This window comes from Bacillus xiapuensis (genome assembly GCF_002797355.1).
GTDB classification, from domain to species: domain Bacteria; phylum Bacillota; class Bacilli; order Bacillales; family Domibacillaceae; genus Bacillus_CE; species Bacillus_CE xiapuensis.
The window spans coordinates 275,922-295,127 of the sequence record NZ_KZ454939.1 but is presented as its reverse complement, the minus strand read 5'-3'; the positions used below and the strand labels follow the sequence as shown (position 1 = coordinate 295,127).

Annotated in this window: 12 protein-coding genes, 3 rRNA genes, 1 pseudogene and 3 riboswitches; of the genes and pseudogenes, 1 reads left to right on the top strand and 15 read right to left on the bottom strand. The window is 44.6% G+C overall.

Going from position 1 to position 19,206, the window contains the following annotated elements; translation table 11 throughout:
- Positions 1-58: 58 nt before the first annotated feature.
- The 14 genes from purB to CEF20_RS01435 form a co-directional block, all read right to left on the bottom strand.
- The gene (gene purB, locus CEF20_RS01500; protein ID WP_100330178.1) at positions 59-1,357 is read right to left on the bottom strand and encodes an adenylosuccinate lyase; all 1,299 of its coding nucleotides are present in this window, start codon (positions 1,355-1,357) and stop codon (positions 59-61) included.
- Between the two features lie 5 nt (positions 1,358-1,362).
- A complete protein-coding gene (gene purK, locus CEF20_RS01495) occupies positions 1,363-2,511 on the bottom strand; it encodes a 5-(carboxyamino)imidazole ribonucleotide synthase (RefSeq protein ID WP_100330177.1) in 1,149 nt (382 codons plus the stop codon).
- Positions 2,504-2,992, bottom strand: a complete 489-nt coding sequence (purE, locus tag CEF20_RS01490) for a 5-(carboxyamino)imidazole ribonucleotide mutase (RefSeq protein WP_100330176.1) — start codon at positions 2,990-2,992, stop codon at positions 2,504-2,506. Before purE ends, purK begins: the two co-directional genes overlap by 8 nt.
- A gap of 118 nt (positions 2,993-3,110) precedes the next feature.
- Positions 3,111-3,212, bottom strand: a riboswitch (purine riboswitch).
- Positions 3,213-3,288: 76 nt separating this feature from the next.
- The gene (locus CEF20_RS01485) at positions 3,289-3,480 is read right to left on the bottom strand and encodes an NETI motif-containing protein (RefSeq protein ID WP_100330175.1); all 192 of its coding nucleotides are present in this window, start codon (positions 3,478-3,480) and stop codon (positions 3,289-3,291) included.
- Positions 3,477-4,001: a DUF2179 domain-containing protein gene (locus CEF20_RS01480; protein WP_232713451.1), complete on the bottom strand. Its 525-nt coding sequence runs from the start codon at positions 3,999-4,001 to the stop codon at positions 3,477-3,479. Before CEF20_RS01480 ends, CEF20_RS01485 begins: the two co-directional genes overlap by 4 nt.
- A 317-nt stretch (positions 4,002-4,318) precedes the next feature.
- Positions 4,319-4,434, bottom strand: a 5S ribosomal RNA gene (rrf, locus tag CEF20_RS01475).
- Positions 4,435-4,803: 369 nt separating this feature from the next.
- Positions 4,804-7,737: ribosomal RNA gene (locus CEF20_RS01470) — 23S ribosomal RNA — on the bottom strand.
- A gap of 166 nt (positions 7,738-7,903) precedes the next feature.
- Positions 7,904-9,458, bottom strand: a 16S ribosomal RNA gene (locus CEF20_RS01465).
- Together the 16S, 23S and 5S rRNA genes form the textbook arrangement of a ribosomal RNA operon.
- A 495-nt stretch (positions 9,459-9,953) precedes the next feature.
- On the bottom strand, positions 9,954-11,288 hold the full coding sequence (locus CEF20_RS01460; RefSeq protein WP_100330173.1) for an NCS2 family permease: 1,335 nt from the start codon (positions 11,286-11,288) through the stop codon (positions 9,954-9,956).
- Positions 11,289-11,389: 101 nt separating this feature from the next.
- Positions 11,390-11,491, bottom strand: a riboswitch (purine riboswitch).
- Between the two features lie 1,130 nt (positions 11,492-12,621).
- The gene (locus tag CEF20_RS01455) at positions 12,622-12,870 is read right to left on the bottom strand and encodes a hypothetical protein (protein ID WP_269799208.1); all 249 of its coding nucleotides are present in this window, start codon (positions 12,868-12,870) and stop codon (positions 12,622-12,624) included.
- Positions 12,871-12,903: 33 nt separating this feature from the next.
- On the bottom strand, positions 12,904-13,305 hold the full coding sequence (locus CEF20_RS01450) for a transposase (RefSeq protein WP_100330171.1): 402 nt from the start codon (positions 13,303-13,305) through the stop codon (positions 12,904-12,906).
- Positions 13,306-13,355: 50 nt separating this feature from the next.
- On the bottom strand, positions 13,356-13,625 hold the full coding sequence (locus tag CEF20_RS01445) for a stage II sporulation protein M (RefSeq protein WP_232713325.1): 270 nt from the start codon (positions 13,623-13,625) through the stop codon (positions 13,356-13,358).
- Positions 13,626-13,669: 44 nt separating this feature from the next.
- On the bottom strand, positions 13,670-15,274 hold the full coding sequence (locus CEF20_RS01440; RefSeq protein WP_100330169.1) for a M48 family metalloprotease: 1,605 nt from the start codon (positions 15,272-15,274) through the stop codon (positions 13,670-13,672).
- Between the two features lie 19 nt (positions 15,275-15,293).
- The gene (locus CEF20_RS01435; RefSeq protein WP_232713450.1) at positions 15,294-15,839 is read right to left on the bottom strand and encodes a YIP1 family protein; all 546 of its coding nucleotides are present in this window, start codon (positions 15,837-15,839) and stop codon (positions 15,294-15,296) included.
- Between the two features lie 864 nt (positions 15,840-16,703).
- Here CEF20_RS01435 and CEF20_RS01425 point away from each other — a divergent pair.
- Positions 16,704-17,186: pseudogene (locus CEF20_RS01425) on the top strand (transposase); the annotation flags it as partial.
- 195 nt (positions 17,187-17,381) lie between these two features.
- Here CEF20_RS01425 and guaA read toward each other — a convergent pair.
- The gene (gene guaA, locus CEF20_RS01420) at positions 17,382-18,902 is read right to left on the bottom strand and encodes a glutamine-hydrolyzing GMP synthase (protein WP_198508491.1); all 1,521 of its coding nucleotides are present in this window, start codon (positions 18,900-18,902) and stop codon (positions 17,382-17,384) included.
- 130 nt (positions 18,903-19,032) lie between these two features.
- Positions 19,033-19,134: riboswitch (purine riboswitch) on the bottom strand.
- Positions 19,135-19,206: the final 72 nt, after the last annotated feature.

The window sequence follows — 19,206 nt, the reverse complement described above, 5'->3', positions numbered from 1 at the left end:
AGCAATCTTCAATCATCAGAAAGAGCAGAGGGGCAGTTCCCCCCCTGCATGACCTTCATCAATCCTGCAGGCCTAAACGGGCAAAAATCGTATCGACATGCTTTAAATGATGATGATAATCAAAACAATCGGCTATTTCTTCTTTTGTTAATTTGGAAGTGATCGTCTCGTCTTCTTCTACTAAACGGCGGAATGGCACTTGCTTTTCCCAAGCTTCCATCGCTTTCGGCTGAACCGTATCATAGGCTGCTTCACGAACCATACCTTTATCAATCAAAGCAAGGAGAACACGCTGGGAGTAAATTAACCCTAAGGTGCGATCCATATTGCGCTTCATATTTTCCGGATAGACGGTTAAATTTTTAATGATATTCCCAAATCGGTTCAGCATATAATTTAATGCGATCGTTGCATCCGGAAGAATGATGCGCTCGGCTGAAGAATGAGAAATGTCGCGCTCGTGCCAGAGCGGTACATTTTCATACGCCGTCATCATGTGACCACGAATAACGCGGGCAAGCCCGGTGACATTTTCTGAGCCAATCGGGTTCCGTTTATGCGGCATGGCGGATGATCCCTTTTGCCCTTTAGCAAAAAACTCTTCCACTTCACGCGTTTCGCTTTTTTGCAGCCCGCGAATCTCCACGGCAAATTTCTCAATGGATGTCGCGATTAAGGCAATGGTGCTTATATAATGAGCGTGCCGGTCACGCTGCAGCGTCTGCGTCGAAATCGGCGCCGGTTTAGTTCCAAGATGCTTGCATACATATTCTTCTACAAACGGATCGATATTCGCGTAGGTTCCAACCGCTCCGGAGATCTTGCCGTATTCCACGCCTTCAGCGGCTTGCTTGAACCGCTCAAGATTACGTTTCATCTCTTCGTGCCAAAGAGCCAATTTCAACCCGAAAGTAGTCGGCTCAGCATGCACCCCGTGCGTTCGTCCCATCATCACTGTGTACTTATGCTCTTTTGCTTTATTTCGCAGAATCTCGATGAAATTCTCTAAATCTTTGATTAAAATTTCGTTTGCCTGCTTCAGCAAATAAGAAAGGGCTGTATCTACTACATCTGTGGACGTCAGACCGTAATGCACCCATTTGCGCTCTTCTCCAAGCGTTTCGGATACAGCGCGGGTGAACGCTACAACGTCATGGCGTGTTTCTTTCTCAATCTCTTTGATTCGATCAATATGAAAAGCCGCGTTTTCGCGAATTTTCTTCACATCTTCTTTTGGTATTTCTCCCAGCTCAGCCCATGCTTCACAAGCTAGAATTTCTACCTCTAACCAGGCTTTAAAACGGTTTTCCTCCGTCCAAATTGCTCCCATTTCCGGGCGTGTATAACGTTCGATCATTGTTCCTATCCTCCAATTCTTTCTTGACTTATGGCCCAGATCCCGCATGCCTCAATTTCTTCCAGCGCATCGTCTAGTTCATGGTTCAGGATCGTAATATGACCCATTTTTCTTTTTACTTTTGCTTCTGCTTTTCCATACAAATGAACCGACCATTCCGGATGTTCAGCTAAGCTGCTTACGATTCCCTCCAAGTGCTCCCCCAGTACGTTGACCATTACAGCGGGCTTCAATAATTCCGGCTTTCTTAACGGCCAATTGCAAATAGCCCGTATATGCTGGCCAAATTGCGAAATATTGCAGGCCTCAATGGAATAATGCCCTGAATTATGAGGTCTTGGTGCCAGCTCGTTAATGTAAATTTCCTCGTTTTTTCCTACGAACATTTCCACCGCCAATGTGCCCACTAAAGAAAGTGCTTGAGCAATGCTTCCTGCCGCTTTTTCTGCTTTCATCCGCACTTCTTCCGATATTCTGGCCGGTACAATCGTTTGATGAAGAATATTATCGATATGTATATTCTCCCCAACCGGAAAATACGCGGTTTCTCCTGCGATGTTGCGGGACACGATCACGGATATCTCCTTTTCAAACGGAACCCACTTTTCAAGTACACATTCCCCGTGCTGCAGCAGCTTGGAAGCTTCCTCAATCTGGGCTTTCTCTTTAATGACAAATTGTCCCTTTCCATCATATCCGCCCCGTGCCGTTTTCAATACAGCTGGGTATCCAAGCTGATCTATACTGGCATAAAGATCATCAACTTGATGAATAACCGCATACGGAGCCACCGGTACACCAGCTTTTACAATAGCGGCTTTTTCCGTTATCCGATTTTGCGTTATTTTAATAAGTTCGGCTCCCTGGGGAAGGAAAGCATGCTTTTGAAGCTGCTTTAGCCCTTCATAATCAATATTTTCAAATTCGTAAGTGATGACATCACTCACTTCAGCCAATCTGTTCAGCGCTTGTTCATCATTGTATGCAGCGGTAATGGCTATATCAGCTACTTGGCTGCATGGAGAATTCTCGCCCGGTTCAAGGACAGCAATTTTAAAGCCGGCTTCTTTGGCTGCTAAAGCCATCATTCGCCCAAGCTGCCCCCCTCCAATGATCCCAATAGTCTGACCTGGCTTAATGATTTCTTTAGACAAGCTGATCACTACTTTCCATGACAGTTTCTCTTAACTTTTCACGGCGTTCTTGCAAACGCTCAGCAAGTGCTGCAGAGGTTATAGATAATATTTGTGCGGCCAGCAGTCCGGCATTGACAGCCCCTGACTTTCCAATCGCTACAGTAGCGACAGGCACACCCCCGGGCATTTGTACTATGGATAATAATGAGTCCATTCCATTCAATGCTTTGGACTGAACAGGCACGCCAATTACTGGAAGAGTCGTTTGGGCTGCGACCATTCCCGGAAGATGAGCAGCACCGCCTGCCCCGGCAATAATCACCTTCACTCCCCGCTCTCTCGCTTCCTTAGCGTATTGAAACATCAAATCCGGCGTCCGATGAGCAGACACGACTCTCTTTTCGTATGAAACCTGCAATTCCTCCAGAATCTCACAGGCGTGCTTCATCGTTTCCCAATCCGAGGTGCTTCCCATAATAACGCCAACATCTACTGACATGATTTAACCTCCACAATGAATTGATAGAATCAAAAAACCCAGAAGAGCTGTTCTCTAAAAACATGAGAAAGCAACTCATCTGGGTGTATACATACTTGTTACTTCAAAAGAAAGATCCAGATAATTTTACTTTCCTCATAGTCCAATTATTTACGGTAATTGGGTAGAAACTTGTGAGCCCTATTCTCACTTTTATATGAGGTTCCGTATTCGTTATCTTCATCTTAACAAGCTTCAAAGGATAATGTCAATTAAAATCGAACAATTTAACCTTTATTTTTATTAATGTTCGTATTTTAGATTACTTTTTTCCCTTCAAACATGATTTCTCTCCCTGCTGGTGTATATTTCATTTCTCCATTCACATTCTCCTTTTTAAATACCGGCTGCTCTATTCTTCTAACAGGGATATATCCTTCCTCCTTCATTCGTGCTAAACATTGATCAATCGTTTCATTTTCTTGTACATAAAACTTCTTTTTGCTCATTGAGACAGCTTCCCTTTTCTTACATTTTTCACCCAGAATCCTCCGTGAATGGTTTTAGGTTCATACGCAATGATAAATGCTTTCGGATCCAATTCTTTAATTTGACTGTACAGCTTCAGTTCATATTTTCTTGGTGTTAATATTTGCAACGCCATCCGTTCACCTTCCAAGCCATTGGCAGCCCAGTTCGTCACGCCATACCCCTCCGCGCGAAGCATCTTCGGAAGATCTTTATCATACTCTTTCGTTATCACATTTACAGTAATATACCCAAGAGCCAGCTTTTCCTCAAGTTTCATCCCCACAATGACACCTAATCCATATCCCACCGCGTAAGCCGCCACGTTTTGAATTTCATTTAAATTATCTAAGACGAGACCTAATCCCATAATATAAATAACAATTTCGATCATGCTTACAAAAGCCGCTAAATAGCGATACCCTTTCAATGTCAAAATCATTCGTATTGTAAAAAAAGATACATATATTACATTAATAACCAAAATGATGACAACCATCATTACTCCATTCTCAAGCAATGGAAAGGCCTCCCTACTTATCTGTCCATATTGTTGTAAGTGTAACACACTTTCTTACTAGAAAAAAGAAAGGTAAATACAGGGAAATCCAAACAATGAGCGAATTCAAGATTAAAATGATTGCTTTCTAACTGCTGGATTCATCTTCTAAAATGGTTCCTTATCCTGTATTCTTTCATGGCATGAAAGCACAAAAGCGCTGAAGGATTTTCTCCTGTCACAGTTTGAACATTTACTTTATCCATAATATAATTCAGGCAAACAAAAAAGAACAGCCTGCGCTGTTCTTTTTCTTGCTTGCCTGGCAGCGTCCTACTCTCACAGGGGGAAACCCCCAACTACCATCGGCGCTGAAGAGCTTAACTTCCGTGTTCGGGATGGAAACGGGTGTGACCTCTTCGCTATCGCCACCAGACTGTATAAAGTTTGAAAGAATTGTTCTCTCAAAACTGGATAATATGTTTCAGTAACCAGCAAACCGTGCCATTGTTTGTTTGTGCTGTCCAGCAGAAGGCGCTCATTCAGCGCCTTCTGCTTTTCGTTTTGTCTAGCTGCAGCGGCCAGACTCTCGGTCATAAGCCGTCACGTCTGTGTGGCCAAGAACGCCACTTCGGCAGTCCGTCTTATGCCTGCCGAGTCTGATCGGCCGCTTTCGCTTTTCTGTCTAGCTGCAGGCGCTAGCGGCTCGAGGTCACAAGGTCATCTGTCTTCAAGGTTCAAAAACAACCTTGCAGTCAGCTGATCTTGTGCTTGTCGCCGCTGGACGAGCGCCTTCCGCTTTTCTTTGGTTAAGTCCTCGATCGATTAGTATTCGTCAGCTTCACGTGTCGCCACGCTTCCACCTCGAACCTATCTACCTGATCATCTTTCAGGGATCTTACTAGCTTGCGCTATGGGAAATCTCATCTTGAGGGGGGCTTCATGCTTAGATGCTTTCAGCACTTATCCCGTCCGCACATAGCTACCCAGCGATGCCTTTGGCAAGACAACTGGTACACCAGCGGTGCGTCCATCCCGGTCCTCTCGTACTAAGGACAGCTCCTCTCAAATTTCCTGCGCCCGCGACGGATAGGGACCGAACTGTCTCACGACGTTCTGAACCCAGCTCGCGTACCGCTTTAATGGGCGAACAGCCCAACCCTTGGGACCGACTACAGCCCCAGGATGCGATGAGCCGACATCGAGGTGCCAAACCTCCCCGTCGATGTGGACTCTTGGGGGAGATAAGCCTGTTATCCCCGGGGTAGCTTTTATCCGTTGAGCGATGGCCCTTCCATGCGGAACCACCGGATCACTAAGCCCGACTTTCGTCCCTGCTCGACTTGTAGGTCTCGCAGTCAAGCTCCCTTGTGCCTTTACACTCTGCGAATGATTTCCAACCATTCTGAGGGAACCTTTGGGCGCCTCCGTTACCTTTTAGGAGGCGACCGCCCCAGTCAAACTGCCCGCCTGACACTGTCTCCCACCCCGATCAGGGGTGCGGGTTAGAAGTTCAACACAGCCAGGGTAGTATCCCACCAGCGCCTCCACCGAAGCTGGCGCTCCGGTTTCAAAGGCTCCTACCTATCCTGTACAAGCTGTGCCGAAATTCAATATCAGGCTGCAGTAAAGCTCCACGGGGTCTTTCCGTCCTGTCGCGGGTAACCTGCATCTTCACAGGTACTATAATTTCACCGAGTCTCTCGTTGAGACAGTGCCCAGATCGTTACGCCTTTCGTGCGGGTCGGAACTTACCCGACAAGGAATTTCGCTACCTTAGGACCGTTATAGTTACGGCCGCCGTTTACTGGGGCTTCAGTTCACACCTTCGCTAATGCTAAGCGCTCCCCTTAACCTTCCAGCACCGGGCAGGCGTCAGCCCCTATACTTCGCCTTACGGCTTCGCAGAGACCTGTGTTTTTGCTAAACAGTCGCCTGGGCCTATTCACTGCGGCTCCTCGAGGCTATTCACCTCAAAGAGCACCCCTTCTCCCGAAGTTACGGGGTCATTTTGCCGAGTTCCTTAACGAGAGTTCACTCGCTCACCTTAGGATTCTCTCCTCGCCTACCTGTGTCGGTTTGCGGTACGGGCACCTGTTACCTCGCTAGAGGCTTTTCTTGGCAGTGTGGAATCAGGAACTTCGGTACTTTATTTCCCTCGCCGTCACAGCTCCGCCTGTATGGTGACGGGATTTGCCTCGTCACCGGCCTAACTGCTTGGACGCGCATATCCAGCCGCGCGCTTGCCCTATCCTCCTGCGTCCCCCCATTGCTCAAATGGTAAAGAGGTGGTACAGGAATATCAACCTGTTCTCCATCGCCTACGCCTGTCGGCCTCGGCTTAGGTCCCGACTAACCCTGAGAGGACGAGCCTTCCTCAGGAAACCTTAGGCATTCGGTGGAAGGGATTCTCACCCTTCTTTCGCTACTCATACCGGCATTCTCACTTCTAAGCGCTCCACCAGTCCTTCCGGTCTGGCTTCTCCGCCCTTAGAACGCTCTCCTACCACGGACACCGGTTGGTGTCCATCCGCAGCTTCGGTGATACGTTTAGCCCCGGTACATTTTCGGCGCAGAGTCACTCGACCAGTGAGCTATTACGCACTCTTTAAATGGTGGCTGCTTCTAAGCCAACATCCTGGTTGTCTAAGCAACTCCACATCCTTTTCCACTTAACGTATACTTGGGGACCTTAGCTGGCGGTCTGGGCTGTTTCCCTCTTGACTGCGGATCTTATCACTCGCAGTCTGACTCCCAAGGATAAGTCTTTGGCATTCGGAGTTTGTCTGAATTCGGTAACCCGATGGGGGCCCCTAGTCCAAACAGTGCTCTACCTCCAAGACTCTTCCCTTGAGGCTAGCCCTAAAGCTATTTCGGAGAGAACCAGCTATCTCCAGGTTCGATTGGAATTTCACCGCTACCCACACCTCATCCCCGCACTTTTCAACGTGCGTGGGTTCGGGCCTCCAGTAAGTGTTACCTTACCTTCACCCTGGACATGGGTAGATCACCTGGTTTCGGGTCTGCGACCTCATACTCATTCGCCCTGTTCAGACTCGCTTTCGCTGCGGCTCCGCCTTCTCGGCTTAACCTCGCATGAAATCGCAACTCGCCGGTTCATTCTACAAAAGGCACGCCATCACCCATAAATGGGCTCTGACTACTTGTAGGCACACGGTTTCAGGATCTCTTTCACTCCCCTTCCGGGGTGCTTTTCACCTTTCCCTCACGGTACTGGTTCACTATCGGTCACTAGGGAGTATTTAGCCTTGGGAGATGGTCCTCCCGGATTCCGACGGAATTTCACGTGTTCCGCCGTACTCAGGATCCACTCAGGAGAGAGAGGCATTTCAGCTACAGGATTGTTACCTTCTCTGATGGGCCTTTCCAGACCGCTTCGCTTATGCCGCTCTTTTGTAACTCCATATAGAGTGTCCTACAACCCCAGAAGGCAAGCCTTCTGGTTTGGGCTGTTCCCGTTTCGCTCGCCGCTACTCAGGGAATCGCGTTTGCTTTCTCTTCCTCCAGGTACTGAGATGTTTCAGTTCCCCGGGTGTGCCTTCTCCTGTCCTATGGATTCAGACAGGGATGCTGTTCCATTACGAACAGCGGGTTTCCCCATTCGGAAATCTCCGGATCAAAGCTTACTTACAGCTCCCCGAAGCATATCGGTGTTAGTCCCGTCCTTCATCGGCTCCTAGTGCCAAGGCATCCACCGTGCGCCCTTTCTAACTTAACCTAAAATGGCGATTACTCGGTATTGCTTGGTTACTTTATACGATATTATCCAGTTTTCAAAGAACAATGTTGATCTTTTGAAGGCATTCATCCTTCAAAACTGAACAAAATAAAACGTCACGTTTCGTTGGAGTAAGAACAGCGTTCTTACTTTCCGTTATCCTTAGAAAGGAGGTGATCCAGCCGCACCTTCCGATACGGCTACCTTGTTACGACTTCACCCCAATCATCTGCCCCACCTTAGGCGGCTGGCTCCCGTAAGGGTTACCCCACCGACTTCGGGTGTTGCAAACTCTCGTGGTGTGACGGGCGGTGTGTACAAGGCCCGGGAACGTATTCACCGCGGCATGCTGATCCGCGATTACTAGCGATTCCGGCTTCATGCAGGCGAGTTGCAGCCTGCAATCCGAACTGAGAATGGTTTTATGGGATTGGCTAAACCTCGCGGTCTTGCAGCCCTTTGTACCATCCATTGTAGCACGTGTGTAGCCCAGGTCATAAGGGGCATGATGATTTGACGTCATCCCCACCTTCCTCCGGTTTGTCACCGGCAGTCACCTTAGAGTGCCCAACTGAATGCTGGCAACTAAGATCAAGGGTTGCGCTCGTTGCGGGACTTAACCCAACATCTCACGACACGAGCTGACGACAACCATGCACCACCTGTCACTCTGTCCCCCGAAGGGGAAAGCTCTGTCTCCAGAGCGGTCAGAGGATGTCAAGACCTGGTAAGGTTCTTCGCGTTGCTTCGAATTAAACCACATGCTCCACCGCTTGTGCGGGCCCCCGTCAATTCCTTTGAGTTTCAGCCTTGCGGCCGTACTCCCCAGGCGGAGTGCTTAATGCGTTAGCTGCAGCACTGAAGGGCGGAAACCCTCCAACACTTAGCACTCATCGTTTACGGCGTGGACTACCAGGGTATCTAATCCTGTTCGCTCCCCACGCTTTCGCGCCTCAGCGTCAGTTACAGACCAAAGAGCCGCCTTCGCCACTGGTGTTCCTCCACATCTCTACGCATTTCACCGCTACACGTGGAATTCCGCTCTTCTCTTCTGCACTCAAGTCTTCCAGTTTCCAATGACCCTCCACGGTTGAGCCGTGGGCTTTCACATCAGACTTAAAAGACCGCCTGCGCGCGCTTTACGCCCAATAATTCCGGACAACGCTTGCCACCTACGTATTACCGCGGCTGCTGGCACGTAGTTAGCCGTGGCTTTCTGGTCAGGTACCGTCAAGGTGCCGGCAGTTACTCCGACACTTGTTCTTCCCTGACAACAGAGCTTTACGATCCGAAAACCTTCTTCACTCACGCGGCGTTGCTCCGTCAGACTTTCGTCCATTGCGGAAGATTCCCTACTGCTGCCTCCCGTAGGAGTCTGGGCCGTGTCTCAGTCCCAGTGTGGCCGATCACCCTCTCAGGTCGGCTACGCATCGTCGCCTTGGTGAGCCGTTACCTCACCAACTAGCTAATGCGCCGCGGGTCCATCTGTAAGCGACAGCCGAAGCCGCCTTTCAATCTTCCTTCATGCGAAGAAAGAACTTATCCGGTATTAGCCCCGGTTTCCCGGAGTTATCCCCGTCTTACAGGCAGGTTACCCACGTGTTACTCACCCGTCCGCCGCTGACTTAAGCAGGAGCAAGCTCCCGCTAAGTCCGCTCGACTTGCATGTATTAGGCACGCCGCCAGCGTTCGTCCTGAGCCAGGATCAAACTCTCCGATAAGATTGTTTGCTTAGCTCATAATAATAAATTGAATTAACGTTGACGTTTATTTTGTTCAGTTTTCAAGGATCAATATCCCGTCGCTTATCGGCGACTTTTATATAATATCATGCTTACAAAAGACTTGTAAAGGGGTTTTTTAATATTTTTTTAATTGCTATCCTTTTCCGCCTAGCTGCATCCTCTTTCAAGCACTAAATAGGCAAACGCCCAACCACCCTTTCATACCACTTCAGCGTTAAAAACTTAAGTACCAAAACATTTTCCTTCATTATATACATTTCCGAGTTTATCCGTTTTGCTCTCTTTCTGATGGAGAGTAAATTCAGCTGCAAGTCTTTCTATTGTAAACTATGCGTTCTAGGCTAAAGCAGTGTATGTCCCTCGCAAAAAATCAAACTTCTATGGCGTAAAGCGAAGAGGTACAGCATCGCAGATCTTCTAGAAATAAAAGGAGCCCCTTTTAAAAAAGAAGCTCCTGCCCTTACCATCAAATCACGCAAGGAAAATAAAATATAAGATAAATACACTAAATAAAAAGTACATAATTGGGTGAATTTCTTTTCCCCTTCCTTTCACGATCATCGTAATCGGATAGAAGATAAACCCAATGGCAATTCCCGTAGCAATGCTATAAGTAAGCGGCATGGAAATGATCGTTAAAAAGGCTGGTACAGCGATTTCAAATTTCGCCCAGTCAATTTTCCCTAATGAAGAAACCATCAGCACACCCACAATAATTAAAGCGGGAGCTGTTACAGAAGCAGTGACCACTTCCAGCAGCGGGAAGAACAGCAATGACACTAAGAAAAATCCAGCGGTTACGATAGCTGCAAACCCTGTTCTTGCTCCGGCTGCCACCCCTGCGGAAGATTCAATATAAGAGGTCGTTGTTGAAGTCCCAAGGAGCGCTCCTGCGACTGTCGCACAAGAATCAGCCAAAAGCGCTTTCCCTGCGCGCGGCAATTTATTCCCTTTCATCAAGCCAGCTTGGTTCGCCACAGCTACAAGTGTTCCCGCAGTATCGAAGAAATCGACAAATAAAAATGTTAACACAACTACTAGCATTTGAAGAGTAAATACCTCTGCAGGTGATTGAAATATACTTTCCAAAGCCACTCCGAAAGTTGGTTCAAGACTTGGAATAGGACCCACGACGCTCTTAGGCGGTTCAATCAAGCCAGTCATTACGCCCGCCATAGCCGTGATGATCATACCGATGAAGATGCCGCCATTGATCCCCCTTGTCATTAAAATCACGGTAAGGAAAATTCCGAATATCGACAGCAGTGTAGGCCCCGCTGTTAAATCACCTAACCCGACAAGAACGGCTTCATTATCGGTAATAATTCCGGCATTTTTTAAACCAATAAAGGTGATGAATAAACCGATTCCTGCTCCGACCGCATATTTTAACTCTGCCGGGATAGAATTAATAACTTTCTCTCGCGCCCCTGTTAAGGTCAGCAAAATAAAAATGATTCCTGAAAATAACACTCCAGTCAAAGCAGACTGCCATGGGATCCCATACGTCAGCACGACTGTATAAGCAAAAAAAGCATTCAGCCCCATCCCCGGCGCTAACCCAATTGGATATTTCGCTAGAAGCCCCATGAGCAATGAACCAATCGCCGCCGCAATCGCTGTCGCAGTAAAAACGGCTCCTTTGTCCATCATCATCGCTTCCGGTAAATCCGGCACATCCGCTAAAGAAAGCGTAAGAGGATTCACAATAAGAATGTAGGCCATTGACAAAAAGGTAGTCAGTCCCCCAATAAATTCCCGGCGATAATTCGTTCCTAATTCTTGAAATTGAAAATAATTTTTCATGCATCTGCTCCTTTCCATCTTTTCGCCCAACAAATACAAAAGCGCTTCGAACCGGAGCGGTTCGAAGCACGACCATAGGTGACGGAAAGATAGAAAGAGACCTATCCATCCTGTTACCTCGTAGTCAAGCTATTTACGGCAGCTCGGTAGAAACTTTCGGGCCATATCCCCGAGATTATACGATGTAATCTCTATATTGATTATTTCTCTTTCATTATATGCGTGTTCTCCCGCTCCGTCAACAGAAAACACGAACATTCCAATTTTTATTTTTCCTTTTGTTCGTCTATATTTCGATCGATCCCTAAACTAATTTTAACCTGTATACCCCTTTCAAGAATAGAGCAGGGAACCTGCGTTCAAGGGTGTTGCAACAGGACATGGCAATGCTAGCCTTTGTTCTTCTTTTCAACAGCAGTGGGCTGAAAGAAAAACTCCGCTGTTTGAAGGATTTTCTTATGACAAACCCTATATCAATTTACTAACTTCCTGGGATATTAGTTCAAAAGCGTTTTTTATCTCATTACTATGCAGAAGAGTAAAAGCAATGAATACAAAGGAAAATAAAAAAGAGCTGAAGGGGCTGGGACAGAACTAGCTGTAAACGCCAGAATACATTTTACAGTTTTCGCTGAAATCGACTTTACACTTTTAGCTACATTTGTCGTCCACTTTATTTGGAGAAACAAGTATGATAGCCTTGGTGCAACAGCCATCGTCCCTTTAATCTCAAGGCTTCAAGGCTGGTCAACGTACCTGTAGAGGCTCCATGTCAAGTGGACTGTGTATCAACTAAAATGTAAAAGATAACTTAGCGAAAAGTGTAAAATTCGACGGTTCTTACGCAATTTTGGTGAACAAGCCTGAGTATATGTATAGTTACTTTCCATTGTTATTTCGATATATCATTAGGGCTGATACAGTACACGCTTTTCCAGTAAATCAGGATTCGCCCGTCCATACATCATGCGTTTGAGAAATTTGAGTCGATTGATGTGTCCTTCTAGTAGACCGTTGTGAATGGCATCGTCAACACATTCTTTACAGCACTTAAGTCTTTGCGAATCCTTTGCTGTGGGAATGGAGCGGTGAATGCTTATTGGACAATTGAGCGGTCATCCAATCAAGAAACGCCGAAAGGTCACGCATTTTAAAGAAGGTTCGATATGGTTGAATGATGTCCGCTGCTTGGACTAAACAAGGAAACTTTGTTTGACAATGTTTCAAAATGGCTCTCTTTCTTTCAGTCAACGCATCAGAACCAGCCCACAGATAGTTGGCCACTTGCTTTCTTGTGACACATTGTTTTATTTCTGCTTGGAACCGTTGCTTTTTATTTGCTCTGTAAGGCCCTAAAAATCGTCTCACGGCAGAAGCACTGTGAATGTAGCTTTTGAATGATGTGATTGGTCGTAAAATGCTGTTCATTATAAGCTATAATCGCTTCGTAATAAGGTTGGAGCTTGAGTTGTGCGGGCTTTCTTCTACGTTGTGTTTTCGCAGGAGGTGTTTGCTGATCCAAATATTTATAAATGGTATCACGAGCGAGTTGATATTTTTTCGCTAAATGGGTCACACGCATCCCTTCTTGATAATCGGCTTGTATATGTTCGATTCATTTCCATTTTTCTTCATCAACTGGTTGGGGAGATGATTCGTTCTCCTTCTTGATTTTTGTGTCTTCGTGCCATTCAATAGTCGAAGGAATATGTCGCTCTAACCACTTTTCTAAACCCTCTCGTGCATTTTTCATCAAATGCCACCGGTCACTTACTTGTTGAATTTTTTGGTTGGCTTTTTCAATGGCTTCTCGGTACGTAATCGAACCATCTCGACTGACAATTTGAATTTGCGAATGTTGTTTGAGCCACTGTGTCACTGTTTCACCTGTACGATCGGACAAAATCGCAAGAGGTTGATGTGTGATAAGATCACAAATCCATGTGCCATAGGCATGACCTTTTCGAAACGAAAATCGTCGATACCCACCGATTCTTTTTCTATACCGGAAAAACAATCAGCTAAAGACTTCACCAAAACTGCGTAAGAGCCAATTCGACTTGACGTCTACACCTTGTAAAACAATATAGAAAAGGAAACGAAACCAAATGATAACACACCAATACATACCGGCAATAAGATCATTAAATTATGGAAAAACACAGACTGCCACGTAAGGTCTTCCTCGTCGGAATTTTCCATGTTCATCACTGTAACAGCCTGTTCTATAGTGTTCACATCGCCTGCACCCGTTAACTGTAAATAAATCATCGGTCCAAAAAAGCTGATTAAAATGGTTAGAAGTGAGAATAAAAAAGCGTCACGGTTTCTTTTCATAAATGATATACCGAGTGCCTTAATTCCGAATCCATTTTCCATGTTCATGTCAAATCCTTGATAAATTTAATTCTTTTTTGAAAGGACGGATGTGTCTCTTTCCACTCTTTTCTTTTCGAGTCAAACTCATCATCCTCTTTTTCACTAATTCGGTTTAGTTTCATTAATGTTTGAATATATAATTCTTTATCCTCTAGTTGCACTACAGCATATTCATCTGCCTGATGTTCAAACATTTTGCTGATTTTATTTGGTAGCCATTCCGTAAGCAATATTAAAAATACCACTCCTATTGGAAAAATGATTATATAATGCCACCATCCAAATCCAAGCATGATTTTTCTAGAATAAAACATAATCAGGCTGATGGCTGTTGCTACTCCAAAAGTGATAGATAGTATCCAACAGCCGTGCTTTAATTTGACATGACCCATTTCGTGAAATAACACGGCTTTAATCTCATTTAAAGTGAATTTTTTCACCAAACCTTCTGTCATATAAATGTTAACGCCTTTTCTAGATGTTAAAGGAGTGCTGTATACCCAGGCATTTGTCTCATCCCCAGACTCTTCTTTCATAAATAGGTTGACTTTTACCTTACATGCCTGCTCTATCGTTTTTTTCAAAGAGCAAAATGGCTCAGTGCTCCCCACGTCGGCATAGTTCCCCATAAAACGGTGCAGTATAGTATAAACTAGCATAATAATAAATGTTAACGATAAATACCAAATGATAAACAAATACCAATTATCCACAATTTCCACATATAAGGAAAGTGGAATGAGAAAAAACAAGCAAAAATAGCCAAGCCCACCTGCAACTAGCAGTGAAATTCCAATCGTCTCTCTTCTTGTAAATTGAAGAAATTCCGTGTTATTTATTTCAAGCTCCTCTGTGGTATCCTCACTTTCTCCATTGTTCACCGTCCATTCGTATACAGCAGTCGTCAATAGAACCGATAAAAATGTAGGCAGGAAGATGCATAAAACGAGGCTCCATATGTATGAATTCGTCAGAAGCAGAACATATCCCATCGTAAAATGATAATTTAATAACAACGGAAGGATTCCAGCCAATATAAATGGCGTAAATAACGTAAAAAGATTACGCAATGAAAGAATCTGATTAAAAAAGAAAGCTAGAAGACAAGGTAATAAAAATGAGCAAAAATATATCATAAGAATAAGAGCTTTACTAAACTCTGAATTCAATTGGATGGATAATGATGCATCTTTTTCCCCCGCATGGATTGTATATTCATTAAAAAAGAATTTCCGTTCACTGGATTGAATCGTCGCCTCTTCATTAAAAGAAGCTTCAACCCCTCTTCTCGTCATCATGGTCATATCTTCTCCCGCTGGCAGGGTAATGTTTCCCGTATCAACTTTGTTGAACTGATAATCGGTACGTCCAATATGAAAAGCGAGTGAACGGTCATCATGGCCTGCTGTAGTATTTTGAATGTCCAGAAGATAATCCCCTTGGTATATGGAATACCCGGTCAAAAGCTTATGAGCGCCTTCTTGTTTATTTGAATCGAGAAGAATAAACGGCGATAAGACGGCTGAACGGACACCCAACTCAGTCATCATAACCACTGCTGTGGAAAACGCCGCGACCAGTAAAAATATGAGTGTTCTTTTTTTCATTGCCGCTAACCTCCTTAAACTATAGGAAACTTGTCATGATCGAGGGAATCGTTTTTAATGCTAAGTTTGCTGCAAAGGTAATGCTTATAATGAGTAAAGAGGCAATCCGGCTTTCTAATTTCAATAATGCTTTAACACCAAAATACAATAAAACAAACTGCCATATCAAAAAGGGCTCAACTTGATTAAGGAACGCAACGAACACATGATGGTCTAAGTTAGGAAACAAAGCTAGCAATCCTATCGGCTCAAATACTTCTCCTGTGATAAAAACAAGTACAGCGAAGGATAAAGTTTTAAGAATAACAGGAACCCAACTGAAGCCAACCACACTAAATACGGTCCTGAAATTGCTCGCAGCAGGTGATAAAAGAGATGTAATAAAATAAATGAAGACAGACAACATCACCCATTCAATAATCACTGACCCGCAAATCATGAATATAGAAATAAGAAAAAATATGATGGTAATAAATATAGAGGAGTCCAAACTGAATAAGTCTTTAATCTCTTTAAAAGTATAAGGGAAGGAACTGTTTTTCAAGAAATCCCTCCCGCACAGCACCACTTTATACAACTGAAGGGGCCGTCCTCAAAAGTCGGTTTCACCGGCTTTTGGGACAGCCCTCTTTATTTTTTTTAAATGCAAATAAGCCGCTTAATATAGTTATAATTATAAAAGATATAGATAAATAGAAAATTACGGAATCACCGGACATATTGAATTTATCTACGATTATTCCCTGTTGAAATAATAAAATTATACCAATTGTAGTAAGAATAACTGAATTGAAAAAAACATAAATATTTTCTTTCAGTTTTTTGTTTAGGAAGATTAAGTATAATAAATTAAATGTTAAAAGTAAGGTGATTAAGTAATAAACAGGCCTTAAGTAATCAAATATTTCCATGAATTTCACTCCTTAACTATTTTTTATTCTTGTTAATTGGCTAATTGTATAAACAAATGCAACAAGCTAAATAAATGAAAGAGCCACGATAAACCGTGAATGATTAAGTCGACCAAAACACAATCATGACGGAGGTTGATCCATGGCTCAGGTTCATTCTACCACAGAAAAACGCAGGTTCAAACATCTTACCCATTATGACCGCTGTTCAGAATGGGTGTAACCACCTGCCTCGCAAGATTCTCGGTGACAAGACACCCGAAGAGTGCTTCAAAGAGGATCTAGAACGGCTAGCTGGTTGAGCTTGTCAGCGGAAGAGTGTTGGCCTTATGTTTAGCAACTTGACATGGAGCCTCTACAGCATGGCTCCCCAGCCAGGAAACCCGATTTTACAAGTAATCTGGCTGTGCCGGTTAGGCTATTCCATATAAAATGGCGCAGAGTCCCTCAGTCTATTTAATCATCGGTTAACTGGAATTTTATTAAGTGTAGCGTTTAATCTCGCAATTGAAGAACATAAAAAGAACCCATTCAAAACCAGCAACTGGGCTTATGATGAAGCAAGGGATGCCTGCACATGCCCGAATGGAAAACAGCTCATCTTTCAATACGATTCCACACGTACAGATAAATCGGGCTTCCAGCGCCAGTTTAAAATGTACGAATGTGAAGACTGTACAGGCTGCTCATTGCGGCCGCTTTGCACAAAAGCGCAAGAAGGGAAAAACCGCAAACTCATGGTGAATGAGAAAGGGGAACAGCAAAAAGAATATGTAAGAACGAAGCTTTCAGAAGAAAAAACAGGTGCGATTTACCGCCAGCGTAAAATCGACGAAGAACCAGTTTTTGGATTATTGAAGGCTAATTTGGGTTTCACCCGATTTTCTGTCCGGGGAAAATCGAAGGTGGAAAATGAAACGGGTCTCGCTTTGATGGCCGTGAATGTAAGGAAATATGCGGAGAGGATGAGAACGCTCGCTCATAAACCAAAGCTTAAATGAAAAAAGTGAAATCGGCGATGCGATTTCACTTTTTTCTATGTAAAGAAGCTAGTTCTGTCCCAGCCCCTCATTTTTCTCCATTTCCTCTGGCGGAATCTTAGCGGAGAACCTATTCATTTTTCTTTGTTTTATCCATTTTACGTACCATCGAAATGCAGTCAAATCAACGTTTGTACTTCAAATGTTCTTAGTGAATTATTCCCACTCAATCGTTGCAGGTGGTTTGCTTGTGATGTCATACACTACCCGATTTACATGAGGAACTTCGTTGACAATGCGCGTGGAGATTTTCTCCAGCACTTCCCATGGAATGCGGGCCCAGTCTGATGTCATGCCGTCGATGGAGGTAACGGCCCGAATCCCGATTGTGTAATCATATGTGCGGGCATCTCCCATTACACCTACACTGCGGATATCCGGAAGGACCGTGAAGTATTGCCAAATTTCTCTTTCCAGCCCGTTCAGGCGGATTTCTTCACGCAAAATCGCATCGGATTCACGAACGATCTCTAATTTCTCTTCGCTGATTTCACCCAGTACGCGAATGCCGAGTCCAGGGCCTGGGAAAGGCTGGCGCCATACGATATTATCAGGAATGCCAAGCTCTGAACCAAGCGCGCGAACTTCGTCTTTAAACAATGTATTCAGCGGCTCAATAAGCTTAAACTGCATATCCTCTGGCAAACCGCCCACATTGTGGTGGGATTTGATCGTTTGCGCGGTTGCTGTTCCGCTTTCAATAATATCTGTATAGAGCGTACCTTGTGCTAAAAATTCAATACCTTCAAGCTTCTTCGCTTCATCATCGAAGACATAGATGAATTCATTACCTATGATCTTCCGCTTCTTCTCTGGATCTGATACACCTTTTAGCTTATTTAAGAAGCGCTCTTTGGCATCGACTTTAATGACATTCATATGGAAACCTTTAGCAAAGGTGTTCATGACACTGTCCGCCTCTCCTTTGCGAAGAAGCCCATGATCGACAAAAATACAGGTCAGCTGGTCACCGATTGCCTTATGAATCAGTACAGCCACAACCGAAGAATCCACGCCGCCGCTAAGTGCACAAAGAACCTTCTTATCGCCGACCACTTGACGGATTTTCTCCACTTCAATTTCGATGAAGTTTTCCATAGACCAATCGCCTTTGCAGCCGCACGCTTCAAAGACAAAGTTCTTCAATAATTCATTTCCGTACACAGAATGTTTCACTTCAGGGTGGAACTGGACAGCATATAAACCTTCTTGTTCATTGCTCATTGAAGCGATTGGGCACGATGGGCTGACCGCATCCACTGTAAAGCCTTCCGGCGCTTCCACCACTAGATCTCCGTGGCTCATCCACACCACTTGTTCATTTGGCAGGTCTTTAAATAGCGCTGTCTGATTTTTCACCTGAATGGCGGCTTTGCCATATTCACGATGGGAAGCGGCCTCGACTTTTCCGCCGTAATGCTTCGTCATTAACTGCATGCCGTAGCAAATTCCGAAGATGGGAATATCCAAATCAAAAATTCCTTCATCACAATGGAAAGCTTGCTCTGAATATACACTGTTAGGCCCACCGGAGAAAATAATTCCCTTTGGATTGATTTCTTTAATTTCATCCACTGTGATGGTATGCGGATGAAGCTCACTGTATACACCCAACTCGCGAATGCGCCGAGTGATCAATTGGTTGTATTGACTCCCAAAATCCAAAACGAGAATCATTTCCTGGTTTTGCAATTCTGCTTTTCCTGCCACACTTTCCACTCCTTTAATATGCACTTAACCGCTCGACATCCAAAATAAAATAAAAACTAGAATCCCTTCAATACAGAAAGCAGAATTCTAGTTGTTTCCTAAAAGAATCTGCCTCCATAGTCCAATCATTTACGGTGATTTGGTAGAAACTTTCGAACCATATTATCGAAAATATATGAAGGTCCTTGTTTTTCGAGCTAATTTGACATCATTTTATCTCTATAGACCCATGCGGTCAAGCTGTTCCAGAGTTAATTAAATATTCAGACTA